Origin of the sequence: Streptomyces sp. NPDC020489 (genome assembly GCF_044386545.1) — a bacterium.
Taxonomy (GTDB): Bacteria; Actinomycetota; Actinomycetes; order Streptomycetales; family Streptomycetaceae; genus Streptomyces.
This window is the reverse complement of sequence record NZ_JBIRUZ010000021.1, coordinates 127599-142898: the sequence shown is the minus strand read 5'-3', so window position 1 is coordinate 142898 and position 15300 is coordinate 127599. Positions and strand designations below refer to the sequence as shown.

Annotated in this window: 16 protein-coding genes; 7 read left to right on the top strand and 9 right to left on the bottom strand. The window is 70.0% G+C overall.

Annotated features, from left to right (window positions below; all coding sequences use genetic code 11):
* Window positions 1-351: 351 nt before the first annotated feature.
* Entirely contained in the window at window positions 352-993 is a 642-nt protein-coding gene (locus tag ACH41F_RS38945) for a DNA-3-methyladenine glycosylase (protein ID WP_391230553.1), read from the bottom strand.
* 172 nt (window positions 994-1165) lie between these two features.
* Here ACH41F_RS38945 and ACH41F_RS38940 point away from each other — a divergent pair, with 172 nt between their 5' ends.
* From ACH41F_RS38940 to ACH41F_RS38930, 3 genes are all read left to right on the top strand, one after another.
* The gene (locus ACH41F_RS38940) at window positions 1166-1948 is read left to right on the top strand and encodes a sporulation protein (protein ID WP_391230551.1); all 783 of its coding nucleotides are present in this window, start codon (window positions 1166-1168) and stop codon (window positions 1946-1948) included.
* Between the two features lie 62 nt (window positions 1949-2010).
* Entirely contained in the window at window positions 2011-2550 is a 540-nt protein-coding gene (locus tag ACH41F_RS38935; protein WP_391230596.1) for a YbhB/YbcL family Raf kinase inhibitor-like protein, read from the top strand.
* Window positions 2551-2706: 156 nt separating this feature from the next.
* Window positions 2707-3213 (top strand): HNH endonuclease, encoded by a 507-nt coding sequence (locus tag ACH41F_RS38930; protein WP_391230549.1) that lies wholly within the window; start codon window positions 2707-2709, stop codon window positions 3211-3213.
* 142 nt (window positions 3214-3355) lie between these two features.
* Here ACH41F_RS38930 and ACH41F_RS38925 read toward each other — a convergent pair whose 3' ends face one another.
* The 3 genes from ACH41F_RS38925 to ACH41F_RS38915 form a co-directional block, all read right to left on the bottom strand.
* Entirely contained in the window at window positions 3356-4303 is a 948-nt protein-coding gene (locus ACH41F_RS38925; protein ID WP_046257770.1) for an SPFH domain-containing protein, read from the bottom strand.
* A 131-nt stretch (window positions 4304-4434) separates the two neighbouring features.
* Window positions 4435-4866 carry an NfeD family protein gene (locus ACH41F_RS38920; RefSeq protein WP_391230547.1) on the bottom strand — a complete coding sequence of 144 codons (432 nt, stop codon included), beginning with the start codon at window positions 4864-4866 and terminating at the stop codon, window positions 4435-4437.
* Window positions 4867-4968: 102 nt separating this feature from the next.
* The gene (locus ACH41F_RS38915) at window positions 4969-5766 is read right to left on the bottom strand and encodes an ATP-binding cassette domain-containing protein (RefSeq protein ID WP_391230545.1); all 798 of its coding nucleotides are present in this window, start codon (window positions 5764-5766) and stop codon (window positions 4969-4971) included.
* A 139-nt stretch (window positions 5767-5905) separates the two neighbouring features.
* Here ACH41F_RS38915 and ACH41F_RS38910 point away from each other — a divergent pair, with 139 nt between their 5' ends.
* Complete coding sequence (locus ACH41F_RS38910) at window positions 5906-6694, top strand: hypothetical protein (RefSeq protein ID WP_391230543.1); 789 nt, start codon at window positions 5906-5908, stop codon at window positions 6692-6694.
* A gap of 261 nt (window positions 6695-6955) precedes the next feature.
* Here ACH41F_RS38910 and ACH41F_RS38905 read toward each other — a convergent pair whose 3' ends face one another.
* The 4 genes from ACH41F_RS38905 to ACH41F_RS38890 all read right to left on the bottom strand — a co-directional run bounded on the left by ACH41F_RS38905 (window position 6956) and on the right by ACH41F_RS38890 (window position 9566).
* Window positions 6956-7195, bottom strand: coding sequence for a chaplin family protein (locus ACH41F_RS38905; protein WP_391230541.1), 240 nt, complete (start codon window positions 7193-7195; stop codon window positions 6956-6958).
* 188 nt (window positions 7196-7383) lie between these two features.
* Window positions 7384-7629 (bottom strand): chaplin ChpE, encoded by a 246-nt coding sequence (chpE, locus tag ACH41F_RS38900; RefSeq protein WP_391230539.1) that lies wholly within the window; start codon window positions 7627-7629, stop codon window positions 7384-7386.
* Window positions 7630-7786: 157 nt separating this feature from the next.
* Window positions 7787-8428, bottom strand: a complete 642-nt coding sequence (locus ACH41F_RS38895) for a response regulator (protein ID WP_391230537.1) — start codon at window positions 8426-8428, stop codon at window positions 7787-7789.
* Window positions 8421-9566, bottom strand: coding sequence for a GAF domain-containing sensor histidine kinase (locus ACH41F_RS38890; protein ID WP_398839630.1), 1146 nt, complete (start codon window positions 9564-9566; stop codon window positions 8421-8423). The genes ACH41F_RS38895 and ACH41F_RS38890 overlap by 8 nt, the downstream gene beginning before the upstream one ends.
* A gap of 185 nt (window positions 9567-9751) precedes the next feature.
* Between ACH41F_RS38890 and ACH41F_RS38885 the strand changes: the two genes are divergently transcribed.
* From ACH41F_RS38885 to ACH41F_RS38875, 3 genes are all read left to right on the top strand, one after another.
* Window positions 9752-10447, top strand: a complete 696-nt coding sequence (locus ACH41F_RS38885) for an SDR family NAD(P)-dependent oxidoreductase (RefSeq protein ID WP_398839629.1) — start codon at window positions 9752-9754, stop codon at window positions 10445-10447.
* A complete protein-coding gene (locus tag ACH41F_RS38880; RefSeq protein WP_398839628.1) occupies window positions 10444-11547 on the top strand; it encodes an S-adenosylmethionine:tRNA ribosyltransferase-isomerase in 1104 nt (367 codons plus the stop codon). The genes ACH41F_RS38885 and ACH41F_RS38880 overlap by 4 nt, the downstream gene beginning before the upstream one ends.
* A gap of 317 nt (window positions 11548-11864) precedes the next feature.
* Window positions 11865-12584 carry a transglycosylase SLT domain-containing protein gene (locus ACH41F_RS38875; RefSeq protein WP_398839627.1) on the top strand — a complete coding sequence of 240 codons (720 nt, stop codon included), beginning with the start codon at window positions 11865-11867 and terminating at the stop codon, window positions 12582-12584.
* 83 nt (window positions 12585-12667) lie between these two features.
* Here the strand turns inward: ACH41F_RS38875 and ACH41F_RS38870 are convergent, their stop codons facing one another.
* Complete coding sequence (locus tag ACH41F_RS38870) at window positions 12668-15196, bottom strand: FHA domain-containing protein (protein WP_391230594.1); 2529 nt, start codon at window positions 15194-15196, stop codon at window positions 12668-12670.
* Window positions 15197-15300: the final 104 nt, after the last annotated feature.

Genomic DNA, 15300 nt, shown 5'->3' with positions numbered 1-15300 from the left:
GGAACGGACGCTTCCTTTGTACTCACCCTCTCGGGCTTTCCTCCGGGCTTTTCCCTTCGGTCTTGCGTTTCCGACTCTATCAGACCGTTTCCGGTCCGATTCCCTGTCGGCGGGATTTGCCTTGGGCTTCGTGGCTTTCGCCTGTCGGCCTTTCGACATTCACTACGTTAGCCCATCCTCCCGCCAACTCATAATCGAGTTCCGCGAGTTCGAATTCAGGCATGCAGACACGCCGAATTGACCCTCGCTGAGAGGAGGTCGTAGGTAGTGGTTTGGCCGCTTCCGGCTGCTGACGATCGCAGTACCCGGTTCAAGCGGCTCGGGCTACATTACGCACCGCGCAAGGGCGCGTCAACTTGACCGACGCCTTGGCGTATGCGCCCGATACGGGCTCACGGTCGGGTCGTTGGCGATCCAGAAGCGCCACGGGTGGACGCCTCCCTCGCCGGACACTCCGGTGCGGGGGCCGTTGAGTACCTGGTCGGAGGCGACGGGGGTGCCTGCGAGGACCCTCAGTGGGCTGTCCTCCGAAGCGCATGCGTCCGTGCCGTCCAGAGAGCGGGCTACGTCCAGGGCTGTGGCCAGGCGGGCCGGCCCTTTGGCCAGTTCCTTGTCGTTCCGGGCCGAGAGTCGACGTTTGCGGGCCAGCTCGGCGCCCTCGACGATCTCGCCCGCGCGCAGCAGGACCGCGCTCGCCGTGCCGTCCGGACCGCACACCAGGTTCATGCAGTGCCACATGCCGTAGGTGAAGTAGACGTACACATGACCGGGCGGGCCGAACATCACGCTGTTGCGGGCCGTGCGGCCGCGATAGGCGTGCGAGCCGGGGTCGTGCCGGCCGTCGTAGGCCTCCACCTCTGTGAGGCGAAGGACGATCGGGCCGTCAGGGGTGGTGCGGACGAGGATGCGGCCGAGGAGGTCGGGGGCGACGTCCAGTACGGGGCGGTCGAAGAACTCGCGCGGGAGGGGCGTACGGTCGGGGCTCGCGATCATGCCGTCCGAGGGTAGTGCAGACGGGGCGGCTGCCATGGGGTGGTCAGCGCGCGCTCGCCTTGCAAGGGTGAGGGCGCGGAACCGGCCGGGGCCGGATCGCGTTTGTACGGATCGAGGATCCACACGCGACTCGCACTAGAAGCAAGTCACGGGACGACGTAGAGGGAGAGACATGGCGTTCAAGAAGCTGCTCGCGAGCCTGGGGGCCGGCGGGGCTTCGGTCGAGACGGTGCTGACCGAGGTCAACGTCGTTCCGGGTGGTGTCGTCCAGGGTGAGGTGCGGATCCAGGGCGGGTCCGTCGATCAGCAGATCGAGGCGCTGTCGGTCGGGCTCCAGGCCAAGGTCGAGGTGGAGAGCGGCGACCAGGAGTACAAGCAGGACATCGAGTTCACCAAGCAGCGGCTCGGCGGCGCCTTCGAGCTCAAGGCGGGTGCCGTGCACGCGGTGCCGTTCGGGCTCGAGATCCCGTGGGAGACGCCGATCACCACGATCGACGGTCAGCCGCTGCGCGGGATGCACATCGGGGTGTCCACGGAGCTGGAGATCGCGCGTGCGGTGGACTCCGGTGACCTGGACCCGATCAACGTGCACCCGCTGCCGGCGCAGAAGGCGATCCTGGACGCGTTCATCCAGTTGGGCTTCCGGTTCAAGAGCGCGGACATGGAGCGTGGCCTCATTCGCGGTACGCGGCAGAAGCTGCCGTTCTACCAGGAGATCGAGTTCTTCCCGCCGCAGCAGTACCGCGGGATCAACCAGGTCGAGCTGAGCTTCGTCGCCGATCACACCGCCATGGACGTGGTGCTGGAGATGGACAAGAAGCCGGGGCTGTTCAGTGAGGGCAGCGACACCTTCCGCTCGTTCAAGGTGGGCCTGCACGACTACCAGGGCACAGACTGGCCGGCGTACCTCAACCAGTGGCTGTCCGAGGTCGGCAGCAAGCGCAACTGGTTCTAGGCTCGGGACGTACTGATTCCACTGATCAGGAATCCCCCATGAACCGATCAGGAGGTACCGAGGTGACCGAGCTCAAGAGGCGGCCGCTCCCCCATGACTTCCATCCGCCCGTGCCGTCGTTCACGGTGACGAGCGAGGACGTCGAGGAAGGTGCGCCGCTCAAGGACGCTCAGGTCTACGCGGCCGGCAACACCTCGCCGCAGCTGCGGTGGGAGGGCTTCCCACCCGAGACCAAGAGCTTCGCCGTGACCTGCTACGACCCCGACGCCCCCACGGGCAGCGGGTTCTGGCACTGGACCGTGTTCGACATCCCGGCCTCGGTGACCGAGCTGCCGGCGGGCGCGGGCAGCGGCAAGTTCGAGGGGCTGCCGGAGGCCGCCGTACAGGTCCGCAACGACTACGGGTCGAAGGACTTCGGCGGTGCCGCGCCGCCGCCCGGGGACGGGCCGCACCGGTACGTGTTCACGGTCTACGCGGTGGACCAGGAGAAGCTCGGGGTGGATTCCGACGCCTCTCCCGCCGTCGTGGGATTCAACCTGCGGTTCAAGACGATCGCGCGTGCCCAGCTGATCGGTGAGTACGAAATCCCCGCGGAGAGCTGAACGAGCCCACCGTTCACGGAACGTTTGCCCGCCCCTGGTCTTGGAAGTGATCAGGGGCGGGCACTTTTTATTTCGTTGTCCATCTCGGCGTGCCCGGCCAGAGTTGATCCCAGCCCGCCAAGGGGTGGGCCGGTGCGCACAGGAGGTGGGCTGGTCATGCGGGACACGCTGGTACTGAACGCGAGCTTCGAGCCGCTGTCGACGGTGACGTTGAACCGTGCCGTCGTTCTGGTGCTCCAGGACAAGGCCGTGGTCGAGCAGACCCACCCCGAACTGCGGATGCGCGGAGCCGCGGTCGACATACCGGCGCCCCGGGTGATCAGGCTGTGCAGATACGTGCGGGTGCCGTTCCGAAGACAAGCGCCGTGGTCTCGGCGGGGTGTGCTGGTCAGGGACCGGCACCGGTGCGCGTACTGCGGGCGCAGGGCGACGACCGTGGACCATGTGGTGCCGCGGGCGCAGGGTGGTCAGGACTCCTGGCTGAACACGGTGGCCTCCTGCGCGGAGGACAATCACCGCAAGGCCGACCGGACTCCGGAGCAGGCGGGTATGCCGTTGCTGCGGGAGCCGTTCGAGCCCAGCCCTGCGGACGCGATGTTGCTGTCGCTGGGGACCGAGGAGTTTCAGGCGCTGCCTGACTGGTTGGCTCGGGATGCCGCGTAGCGCCTGAGCGTCTGCCGGGATCGGTTCGCTTGCGACTGCGGGTTCGTCGTGGCTTGTCGCGCCGCTCCCCGCGCCCCTGGGGTGCGTATGGGGGCCGCCTTCTCAAGAAGGCGGCCCCCATTGTCGTACGACGACTTCCGCGTCAGTCGATCGACGGCTTCTCCCGGCGTTCCGATCCACCGTTGCCCTGGCCGCCGCCTCCTGAACCGCCGCCCAGGTTGCCGAAGTTGCCCATGGCGCCGGAGAGGCCCTTGAGGGCGTCGCCGATCTCGCTGGGGACGATCCAGAGCTTGTTGGCGTCGCCCTCGGCGATCTTGGGGAGCATCTGGAGGTACTGGTAGGAGAGGAGCTTCTGGTCGGGGTCGCCGGCGTGGATGGCCTCGAAGACCGTGCGGACGGCCTGGGCCTCGCCCTCCGCTCGCAGGGCCGCTGCCTTGGCCTCACCCTCGGCGCGCAGGATCTGGGACTGCTTCTCACCCTCGGCGGTGAGGATGGCCGCCTGGCGCGTGCCCTCCGCGGTGAGGATCGCCGCGCGCTTGTCTCGGTCGGCGCGCATCTGCTTCTCCATCGAGTCCTGGATGGAGGTCGGGGGCTCGATCGCCTTGAGTTCCACTCGGTTGACGCGGATGCCCCACTTGCCCGTCGCCTCGTCGAGGACGCCGCGCAGGGCCGCGTTGATCTCCTCGCGGGAGGTCAGGGTGCGTTCCAGGTCCATGCCACCGATGATGTTGCGGAGGGTGGTGACCGTGAGCTGCTCGATGGCCTGGATGTAGCTGGCGACCTCGTAGGTCGCGGCCCTCGCGTCGGTCACCTGGTAGTAGATGACCGTGTCGATGTTGACCACCAGGTTGTCCTGGGTGATCACCGGCTGCGGCGGGAACGGGACGACCTGTTCACGCAGGTCGATCCGGTTGCGGATGGTGTCGATGAACGGGACGACGATGTTCAGGCCCGCGTTGAGGGTCCTCGTGTAGCGGCCGAAGCGCTCGACGATGGCCGCGCTGGCCTGCGGGATGACTTGGATGGTCTTGATCAGGGCGATGAAGACCAACACCACCAGGATGATCAAAACGATGATGACCGGTTCCATCGTCGCTTCCCCGTACCTCTCTCCGCCTGGGCGCTTTCGGAAGATCTTATGGTTGTCGAAGATCTTGCTGGTCGAGTCTGACAGACCGTCGTGGGCCTCGTGGGGTTTCGCGCCACTTGCATCGTGCGAGGTCACATGATGATCGCCGTGGCCCCCTCGATGTCCACGACGTCCACTTCGTCACCTACTTCGTAGGCGCGGCCGGTGTCGAGAGCGCGGGCCGACCAGACCTCTCCGGCGAGCTTGATCCGGCCGCCGGAGCCGTCGACGCGCTCCGTCACCACGGCCTGCCTGCCCTTCAACGCCTCGATTCCGGTGGCCAGTTGGGGTCGCTGCGCGCCATGCCTGGTCGCGACGGGTCGGACGACGGCGATGAGGGCGACCGAGACGACGGCGAAGACGAGGACCTGGACGACCACGTCGAAGCCGAGGCCCGCCATGATCGCGGCCGCCACGGCGCCCACGGCGAGCATTCCGAACTCCGGCATGGCCGTGATCACGAGCGGGATGCCGAGCCCTGCCGCGCCGATGAGCCACCACACCCATGCGTCGATGTCGTTCACATGGTCATGGTAGTTCCGCAGGTCCCGCCGCGGACAGGGCGCAGAGGGGTCTGCATGGGGTTCTCACCCGTGAACTCCCTTGGCGGGAGGGCGAGAAGAGACTCAGGACAGCGGCAGGCCCTGTGCCGTCCAGCGCTCGCCGACCTGCTCGACGACGAGCGGGAGGCCGAAGCAGAGGGAGAGGTTGCGGGAGGTGAGTTCGAGCTCCAGCGGGCCGGCAGCGAGGACCTTGCCCTGGCGGATCATCAGGACGTGGGTGAAGCCGGGGGCGATCTCCTCCACGTGGTGGGTGACCATCAGCATGGAGGGGGCGATCGGGTCGCGGGCGAGGCGGCCGAGCCGGCGTACGAGGTCCTCGCGGCCGCCGAGGTCGAGGCCTGCGGCGGGCTCGTCGAGGAGGAGCAGCTCGGGGTCGGTCATCAGGGCGCGGGCGATCAGGGTGCGCTTGCGCTCGCCCTCGGAGAGGGTGCCGAACTTGCGCTCCAGGTAGTCGCTCATGCCGAGACGGTCGAGGAAGGCGCGGGCGCGCTGCTCGTCGATCTCGTCGTAGTCCTCCTGCCAGGTGGCCGTCATGCCGTACGCGGCCGTCAGTACGGTCTCCAGGACGGTCTGGCGCTTGGGGAGCTTGTCGGCCATGGCGATGCCGGCCATGCCGATGCGCGGGCGCAGTTCGAAGACGTCGGTGCCGGGCTTGCCGAGGGTCTCGCCGAGGATCGTGGCGGTGCCCTTGCTGGGGTAGACGTAGCTGGAGGCGACGTTGAGGAGGGTGGTCTTGCCGGCGCCGTTGGGACCGAGGATGACCCAGCGCTCGCCCTCCTTGACCGACCAGGAGACCTGGTCCACCAGAGCCCGGCCCTCACGGACCACGGATACGTCCTCAAGCTCCAGAACGTCGCTCATGAGCGTGTTGTCTCCCCTTGCAGTGTGACCGGTCTCGGCGTCCGGGCTTCTCGCGTGCGCGTGTCGGCGCGGCCCTCAAGGAAATCTACGCCACCGGTCGCCTGCTCCATTCCATCGGTCCGGTCCTTAGGGTGGGGGCATGCTCTCGGAACCACGCTCTGGACGCCTTGCCGCATGGGGAAATGGCCTTCTTGCCGGACTTGTCTCGCCGGACGACGCCGTGCTCGCGATCGTCGGCGAGGACGCCGTGCACCGGGTGGAGGGGCTGCCGGGCGAATCGTCACCGGTCGGACTGACCCTCGCGCTCGGGCGGCTGCGGGGACTCGGGGTCGTCGGGTTCCGGGTGGCGCTGCCGGCGCCGGGGCATCCGCTGGGGCTGAGCGGGCCGCCGGAGTTCAACGCGCGGGCGTTGGAGGCCGAGGAGGCGGTGATCTGTCACGGGGCGGCGCTCGGGTTGGTGCCGGAGGTGTACGAGGCCGGGCCGTCCGGTGACGTGCATGTCGAGGTGGTGTGGCATGTGCTGTCGGTGCGGGAGGCGCCGCCGGCCGACGTGCCGTCCCTGGGCGAGGCCGAGCGGGAGCTGGCGGAGGCGTTGCGGGACGCGACGGAGATGCTGACGCGGCTCGACGTGGCGGGGTCGGGTCCGGTGGCCGAGGCGGCGGTCGACGCGTACCGGGCTCGGGCGGAGCGGGGGCGCGAGGTGCTGGCCCCGGGGTATCCGCCCCGCGCGGTGCGGGTGCTGGAGCTTGCGCAACGGGTGGGGTTGCTGGTCTCCGTCGCCTACGAGCACGGGCCCGGGGGTGCGGTGAGCGCGGGTGAGATGGCGGCCCGCGCGCAGGCCCTGCGCCCGGTGGAGCGAACGGCCCGACGAGCGCAGGTGGCGGCGTACAACGCGTATGTGGAGGAGCGGGAGCGCGGGGTGCGGTGAGCGGCGGGATCGCGGTCACCGGCGTCGCTTCGCACAGGGGGCTGCGGTGATCACCCTCAGGGGCGCGGGGAACTGCGCGACCAGCCCCCACCCGGCCGCAGCCAAAGAACACCGCGACCAGCCCCACCCCCAGGGGCGCGGGGAACTGCGCGACCAGCCCCCACCCACCCGCACCCGCAGTCGAGAGAGCCCCCCGTCACGCAAACCGAAGGGCCCCTCGAGTCGCCGTTGACTCGAGGGGCCCCGTCCGCGGAGACGACGTCAGTCGTTCGCACCCTGGTTGCCGAAGGCGGGGTTCAGGCCGGCGATGCCGTTGACCGTGTTGCCGACGACGTTCACGGGGATGTGAACGGGGACCTCGACCAGGTTGCCCGAGACGACGCCCGGCGACTTCACGGCCGCGCCGTCGGCCTCCGCGTCGGCGACAGCGGCACCGGCGGCGGCACCCGTGGCGATACCGGCGGCGGTGAGGGCCACGGCGGCCTTCTTGGCGATGTTCATGAGAAGCGTTCCTCCTGCGCGTTGCGAGTCCGACCCGGCCACGGGCCGTGCCTGGTCAACGCGGGAGAGGCGACGGACGGTACGGAAGGCCGACCGCAGGTGCCCGTTCGGGTCATTGGCCGGACAAGCTGACCGGCCTCCCAGGCGGACCTGGGAGGCCGGAAGTCACTGCTGCTCCGTGGCGGAGGTCAGCGGTTGATGCCGAGGTTGCCGAACGCCGGGTTCAGCACACCGATGACGTTGACGCTGTTGCCGACCGCGTTCACCGGGACGTGCACCGGAGCCTGGACGAGGTTGCCCGAGATGACGCCGGGCGAGCCCACGGCCGAGCCGTCGGCGTGCGAGCCGTCGGTGGCGGAGGCCATACCGGCACCGGCGGCGATCAGCCCGCCGGCCACCATCGTCACGGCCGCTGCCTTCTTCAGGTTCTTCACTTCTGAGCCCCTCCTAGCGATTGCCGCGGCAGGCGCCGCAGCACGCACTGGAGAACGGCGGAGCTCCACGAAGGATGCGCCATCCGGGGGACATTCCCACGACGGTATGAATCTCAGTCCGGAGCGGAACCCTCCGAATTGCCGCCCCCTTGGTGGATCAACCGGTCACTCCATGACGTACCGCCCACAACGCGGCCTGCGTGCGGTCCGCCAGGTCGAGTTTCATCAGGATGTTCGAGACGTGGGTCTTGACGGTCTTCTCCGAGAGGACGAGGGCGCGCGCGATCTCGCGGTTCGAGCGGCCGTCCGCTATCAGGCCGAGGACCTCGTGCTCGCGGTCGGTGAGCGAACCCGCCCTCCCGTGGCCGTTGTTGGCCTCCTCCTGGGACAGCAGGGCGCCCGCGACCTCGGGCTGGAGCAGGATGTGCCCCGCGTGGACGGAGCGGATGGCGCCGGCCAGCGCGTCCGGGTCGATGTCCTTGTAGACGTACCCCGCGGCGCCCGCGCGCAGCGCCGGGACCACCGTGCGCTGCTCGGTGAAGCTGGTGACGATCAGCACGCGCGCGGGGTTGTTCAGTTCGCGCAGCTTGCGCAGGGCGTCCACGCCGTCCATGCCCGGCATCTTGACGTCCATGAGGACGACGTCGGGCCCGAGCTCCTCGGCGCGCGCCACTCCCTCGGCGCCGTCGGAGGCCTCGCCGACGACCTCGATGTCGTCCTGTACCTCGAGGAAGGTGCGCAGGCCGCGACGGACCACCTGGTGGTCGTCGACGAGCAGCACCTTGATTGCGTCAGCCACCAGGGACCTCCATCTCGATCGTGGTGCCCTTGCCGGGCGCCGAATCCACGGTCAGGCCGCCGCCGACCCCGCTCGACCGGTCCCGCATGGAGACCAGTCCGAGGTGGCGTCCCGCGCGCCGGGTCTGCTGCGGGTCGAAGCCGCAGCCGTCGTCGGTGACCCGCAGGACGGCTCCGCTCCCCCGCCGGGACAGCGTCACGTCGACGTGTGCGGCGCCGGAGTGCCGCAGGGCGTTGTGCAGGGCCTCCTGGGCGACGCGCAGGACGGCCTCCTCCTGGGCGGCGGGCAGGGCGCGCACGCCGCTGCTGCTGAAGGTGACGCGCGCGGTGTGGGCGCGGTCGAGCACCTGGATCTGGGTGCGGAGGGTGGCGACGAGGCCGTCCTCGTCGAGGGCGGCGGGGCGCAGTTCCACGACGGCGGCGCGCAGTTCGTCGGCGGCCTCGGCGGCGAGCGCGGCGACCTGCTGGAGCTCGCCCTTGGCGCGGGAGGGGTCGCGGTCGACGAGGGCGGCGGCGGCCTGGGCCGTCAGGCGCAGCGAGAACAGCTTCTGGGCGACCGCGTCGTGCAGTTCGTGCGCGAGCCGGGAGCGCTCCTCCGCGATGGTCAGCTCACGGCTGCGTTCGTACAGGCGGGCGTTGGTCAGGGCGATGGCGGCGTGCTGGGCGAGGAGGGCGAGGAGGTCCTCGTCCTCCGCGGTGAAGCCGCAGCCGCCGTCCGGCTTCGGACAGTTCTTGTTCGCGAGGAAGAGGGCGCCGATGACCTCGTCGCCGTCGCGGATGGGCAGGCCCAGGAAGTCGGACATCTCGGGGTGCGCCGCGGGCCAGCCCTCGAAGCGGGGGTCCTTGCGGACGTCGGCGAGGCGCTCGGCCTTCGCCTCCTGGAGCATCGCGGCGAGGATGCCGTGCTGGCGCGGGAGGGGTCCGATGGCCTTCCACTGGCGGTCGCTGACGCCGTCGACGACGAACTGGGCGAAGCCGCCGTGGTCGTCGGGGACACCCAGCGCCGCGTACTGCGCGTCGAGCAGTTCGCGGGCCGAGGCGACGATCGTCTTGAGGACGTCGCGCACCTCCCCGTGCCTGCTCATGGCCAGCAGCGCGGAACTGACCGCCGCGAGGCCCGACCTGGGTCCTTGACTCATGCCCTCACGGTACCGGCGGGGTGTGACAGTCCGTATCGGACCTGTGGCGGCGGCCTCCTGGGCCGGTGGGACTAGGACGAAGGGCCCCGCTCCCTCGCGACCTGCGTCCGACGCCCGCCGCGCCGGCCGGTTCCTACGTTGAGGGCACGCCGATCGAAGGGCGCCGAGGACGAGGGGACGTTGTCATGCCGGTAGCGATCATCACGGGGGCCTCCAAGGGGCTGGGGCGGGCGCTCGCCGAGGCGCTCGCCGCGCGGGGCTGGGACCTGGTGCTCGACGCCAGGGGTGCGCGGGGGCTGCGGGAGGCGGCCGAGGCGCTCCAGAAGTACGGCACGCGGGTGGCGGCGCTGCCGGGCGATGTCACGGACCCGGAGCACCGGGTCGGGCTGGTGGCGGCCGCGCGCGGGTTCGGCGGCCTCGATCTGGTGGTGGGCAACGCCAGTGCCCTGGGCGCCGAACCCCTCGTACGCCTGGAGGAGCTGCCGTTGGAGGGGCTGCGGCGGGCTCTGGAGGTGAACGTGGTGGCCACGCTCGGGCTGGTGCAGGAGGCGCTGCCACTGCTACGGGCCGCCGAGGCGGGTGCGGTGATCACGGTCAGCTCGGACGCGGCGGCCGAGGCCTACGAGACGTGGGGCGGTTACGGGGCGTCGAAGGCCGCCCTGGACCAGCTCGCGGCGGTGCTCGGGGAGGAGGAGCCAGGGCTGCGGGTGTGGGCGGTCGACCCCGGGGACATGGCGACGGAGCTGTACGCGGCGGCCGTACCGGGCGACGATGGTCCCCGTCCCGATCCGGCCGAGGTGGTCCCGGGCTTCCTGCGGCTGCTCGACGAGCGGCCGGCGAGCGGCCGGTACGCAGTGCCCGCGCCGGCGGAGGGGCGATGACGACGGCGCTGCGCGTCCCGGCGGAGCTGTCGGCCCGTGTTCCGGCCGAGCAGCGGGGGCCGGGGCTGGACCGGGACGCCGTGCGGCTGCTGGTGTCGCGCGGTACGGCGGTGGCCCATCACGCGTTCGCGGAGCTGCCTCGGCTGCTGCGGGCCGGGGATCTGCTCGTCGTCAACACCTCGCCCACGCTGGCGGCGGCCGTGGACGGACGGATCAAGCACGCGCGCGTGGTGGTGCACTTCTCCACGCGCGGGGACGACGGTCGCTGGGCGGTCGAGCTGCGGGACCCGGACCCGCGGGGCACCACACGCGCGCGTGCGGGCGGTCCCGCGGGTACTGAGGTGCGGTTGCCCGGGGGTGTCCGGCTGCTCCTGGAGGAGCCGCTGAGCGCCGGGAGCGAGCGGCTCTGGTGGGCGCGGGTGGTCGGGGCCGACCGGGACGCCGGCGGTCTCTGCCGGGTCGTGGGCACGCTGCGCGAGCACGGCCGCCCGATCCGCTACGCCTACACCGACCGCGACCAGCCCCTGTCCGTCTACCAGACGGTGTTCGCGCTGCCCTCCCCGGACGGGACCGGCAGCGCGGAGATGCCGAGTGCCGCTCGGCCCTTCACCGCGCGGCTGGTGGCGGAGCTGGTGAGCCGGGGGGTGCAGTTCGCGCCGATCACCCTGCACACCGGGGTGGCGTCGGCGGAGGTGCACGAGCCGCCGTATCCGGAGCGGTTCGCGGTGCCGGAGGCGTCGGCGCGGTTGATCAACGCCGCCAGGGCGGGGGGCGGCAGGGTCGTGGCCGTGGGGACGACCGCGGTGCGGGCCGTGGAGTCGGCGGCGGGTGCCGACGGCGTCGTACGCGCGCGTGCGGGGTGGACGGATCTGGTGGTGACGCCGCGGCGCGGGGTGCGGGTGGTGGACGGGCTGCTGACCGGGCTGCACGAGCCCGAGGCCTCGCATCTGCTGATGCTGCGGGCGGTGGCCGGGCGGGCGGCCGTGGACCGTGCGTACGAGGAGGCGCTGCGGGGACGCTATCTGTGGCACGAGTTCGGGGACGTGCATCTCATCCTCCCGGAGGAGGACCCTCACGCAGAGCGTTGCTTCAGCAACTGACGGTGAGACTGTTACGTGGCCGATGTGAGCCCGCGCATAGGGCGCAGGTCACGTACGAAGGTGCATAGGAGATAAAGCGGTCCGGGGTGAGCGGGGCGGGCGTTCCTGTCTGTCCCGTTTTGCCCCTCCCTGATCCACTATGCAGGATCGTACGTCACACCTTTGCCACACATTTTTGCGACCGCTAAGAATGGCAGCCGTCGCTCAGCGCCGCGGGTTCGTCCGCGGCGTTCGTGCCGAGTGCCCGGTGCCGGAAGCACCCGGGTCCCCCGCCGGACGAAGAGCGGCCTCCGCGCTATTCGAAGAGGTCCATCCGCATGTCCCAGAAGAGCCACAGTCGCGCGCTCACCAAGCGCCACAAGGTCGCCATCGCCGGTGTCGCCACGCTCGGCGCCGCCGCCCTCGCGTTCTCCGCTGTTCCCGGCAACGCGGAGACGACCACGAGCGAGGCCGCTTCCTCCGCCGCGGTGGCGTACAGCTCCGAGCAGCTCAAGGGTCTCCAGTCCGACGTGACCGAGCAGCTCGCCGGCACGAGCCTCCAGAGCCAGGCCGCCGAGGCCGCCGCCGCGAAGAAGGCCGCCGCGAAGGCCGCCGCCGACGCCGCCGCGAAGAAGAAGGCCGCCGCCGCGAAGAAGGCCGCGGCGGAGCGCAAGGCGAAGGAGGCCGCGAGCCGGTCCGCCAAGCGCGCCGCGGTCAAGGCCGCCCCGAAGACCTACGCGAACAACCTCGACGGCTGGATCAAGCACGCCCTCGACATCATGGACGCGAAGAACATCCCGGGCACCTACAACGGGCTCTACCGCAACATCATGCGGGAGTCCTCGGGCAACCCGAACGCGATCAACAACTGGGACATCAACGCCATCAACGGTGTCCCGTCGATCGGTCTGCTCCAGATCATCAAGCCGACCTTCGACGCGTACCACGTCCCCGGCACCGCCTTCAGCCAGTACGACCCGGTCGCCAACATCGTCGCCTCCGCCAACTACGCGGCCGACAAGTACGGCTCGATCGACAACGTCAACGGCGCGTACTGAGGTCGCGCGGACCTCTACCGCCGTACGCCGAAGGGCGGCACCCGACTGACGGGGTGCCGCCCTTCGGCGTCGTACGGACCTGACTACTTGCGCATGACCTCGGGCTCGTGGCGGCGCAGGAAGCGGGCCACGAGGAAGCCGCAGACCACGCCGAGGACGATCAGGGCGATCATGTCCATGCTCCAGGCACCGACGCTGTGCGCCCACAGCGGGTCGTCGCTGTCGCCCTTGGCCGGCGGGCTGATCTTGTTGAAGTCCAGCGTGGCGCCCGCGGCGGCGACCGCCCAGCGCGACGGCATCAGGTACGACAGCTCGTTGACGCCGACCGAGTTGGCCAGCGGGAAGAGGCAGCCGGTGAAGACGACCTGGACGATCGCGAACATGACCAGCAGCGGCATGGTCTTCTCGGCGGTCTTCACCAGGGCCGAGATGATCAGGCCGAACATCATCGCGGTGAAGCCCAGCGCCATAATCGGGATGCACAGTTCCAGCAGGATCTGGCTGCCGAGGATCAGGCCCTTGTCCGGGATGGTGCGGCTGGAGAAGCCGATGACGCCGACCATCAGACCCTGGGCCATGGTGATCAGGCCGAGCACGAACACCTTGGACATCAGGTACGCGGACCGGGACAGTCCGGTCGCGCGCTCCCGCTCGTAGATGACCCGTTCCTTGATCAGCTCGCGGACGGAGTTGGCGGCACCGGCGAAGCAGGCGCCCACCGCGAGGATCAGCAGGACCGTCAGCGCCGTGCCGTTGGCGACGGGCTTGCCGGTGTTCGGGTTGATCTCCGTGTTGACCAGGAGGTCCTTGCCGGCGTCGATGAGCAGGCTCACCGAGCCCAGGACGAGCGGCAGGATGATCGACAGGGCCAGGAAGCCCTTGTCGGAGGCGATCACCGAGACATAGCGGCGCACCAGCGTGCCGAACTGGGACATCCAGCCCTGCGGCTTCGGCGGCTTCATCGCCTGCATCGGCGGCATCTGTACGGACTGCGGCGCGATGGCGTCGATGTCCGCGGCGTACATCTGGTAGTGCTGCGAGCCCTTCCAGCGGCCCGCCCAGTCGTAGTCGCGGTAGTTCTCGAAGGCGGAGAAGACGTCGGCCCAGGTGTCGTAGCCGAAGAAGTTCAGCGCCTCCTCGGGCGGGCCGAAGTAGGCGACCGAACCGCCGGGCGCCATCACCAGGAGCTTGTCGCAGATCGCCAGCTCGGCCACCGAGTGGGTGACCACGAGGACCGTACGGCCGTCGTCGGCGAGGCCGCGCAGCAGCTGCATCACGTCGCGGTCCATGCCCGGGTCGAGACCCGAGGTGGGCTCGTCCAGGAAGATCAGGGACGGCTTGGTCAGGAGCTCCAGGGCCACCGAGACACGCTTGCGCTGGCCCCCGGAGAGGGAGGTGACCTTCTTCTCCTTGTGGATGTCCAGCTTCAGCTCGCGCAGCACCTCGTCGATGCGGGCCTCGCGCTCGGCGCCGGTGGTGTCGGCGGGGAAGCGGAGCTTGGCCGCGTACTTGAGGGCCTTCTTGACGGTCAGCTCCTTGTGCAGGATGTCGTCCTGCGGGACCAGACCGATGCGCTGGCGCAGCTCGGCGAACTGCTTGTAGAGGTTCCGGTTGTCGTAGAGGACGTCGCCCTGGTTGGCGGGCCGGTAGCCCGTCAGCGCCTTGAGCAGCGTGGACTTTCCGGAACCGGACGGTCCGATGACCGCGATCAGCGACTTCTCCGGCACGCCGAAGGAGACGTCCTTGAGGATCTGCTTGCCGCCGTCGACCGTGACGGTCAGATGGCGGGCCGAGAACGAGACCTCACCGGTGTCGACGAACTCCTCGAGCCGGTCGCCGACGATCCGGAACGTCGAGTGGCCGACACCGACGATGTCCGTCGGGCCGAGCAGCACCGAACCGCCCTTGGCGATCGGCTGGCCGTTGACGTACGTGCCGTTGTGCGAGCCGAGGTCGCGGATCTCCATACGGCCGTCGGGCGTCGAGTGGAACTCGGCGTGGTGACGGGAGACCTGCAGGTCGGAGACGACCAGTTCGTTCTCCAGGGCACGACCGATGCGCATCACGCGCCCGATCGAGAACTGGTGGAACGTGGTCGGGCTGCGGTCGCCGTAGACCGGCGGCGCCCCCGCGCCGACGCCGGGACCCGGCTGCTGCGGAACCTTCCCGACCGAGGGTTGCTGCGGCTGCTGCCAACCGGCCTGCGGGGCCGGCTGCTGCGGCGGCGCCTGCTGGGCCCAGCCGGGGTTCGCGGCCGGAGCGGCCTGGGCCGCCTGCGCGGCGTACGGCTGCTGCGCCTGCGGCTGCGCGGACGGGGCCGCGGCGCCGGAGAGGCTCACGCGCGGTCCGTCGGTCGCGTTGCCGAGGTGCACCGCCGAGCCGGGGCCGAGCTCCAGCTGGTGGATCCGCTGGCCCTGTACGAACGTGCCGTTCGTCGAGCCGTGGTCCTCGATGGCCCAACTGCGGCCGTTCCAGCTGATCGTGGCGTGACGCCAGGACACCCTGGCGTCGTCGAGCACGATGTCTCCCTGCGGATCGCGTCCGAGGGTGTAGGGCCTGGACGGGTCTAGCGTCCAGGTGCGTCCATTCAATTCCAGTACGAGTTCCGGCACTCCATGCCCCATGAGTAGTCCCCCGAGTTACCCCCAACACAGGGAGTCTAGGGATGTCGAACATCGTCGGGAACTATTTCAGGCTCGGCCCCCTGACCGAAAGT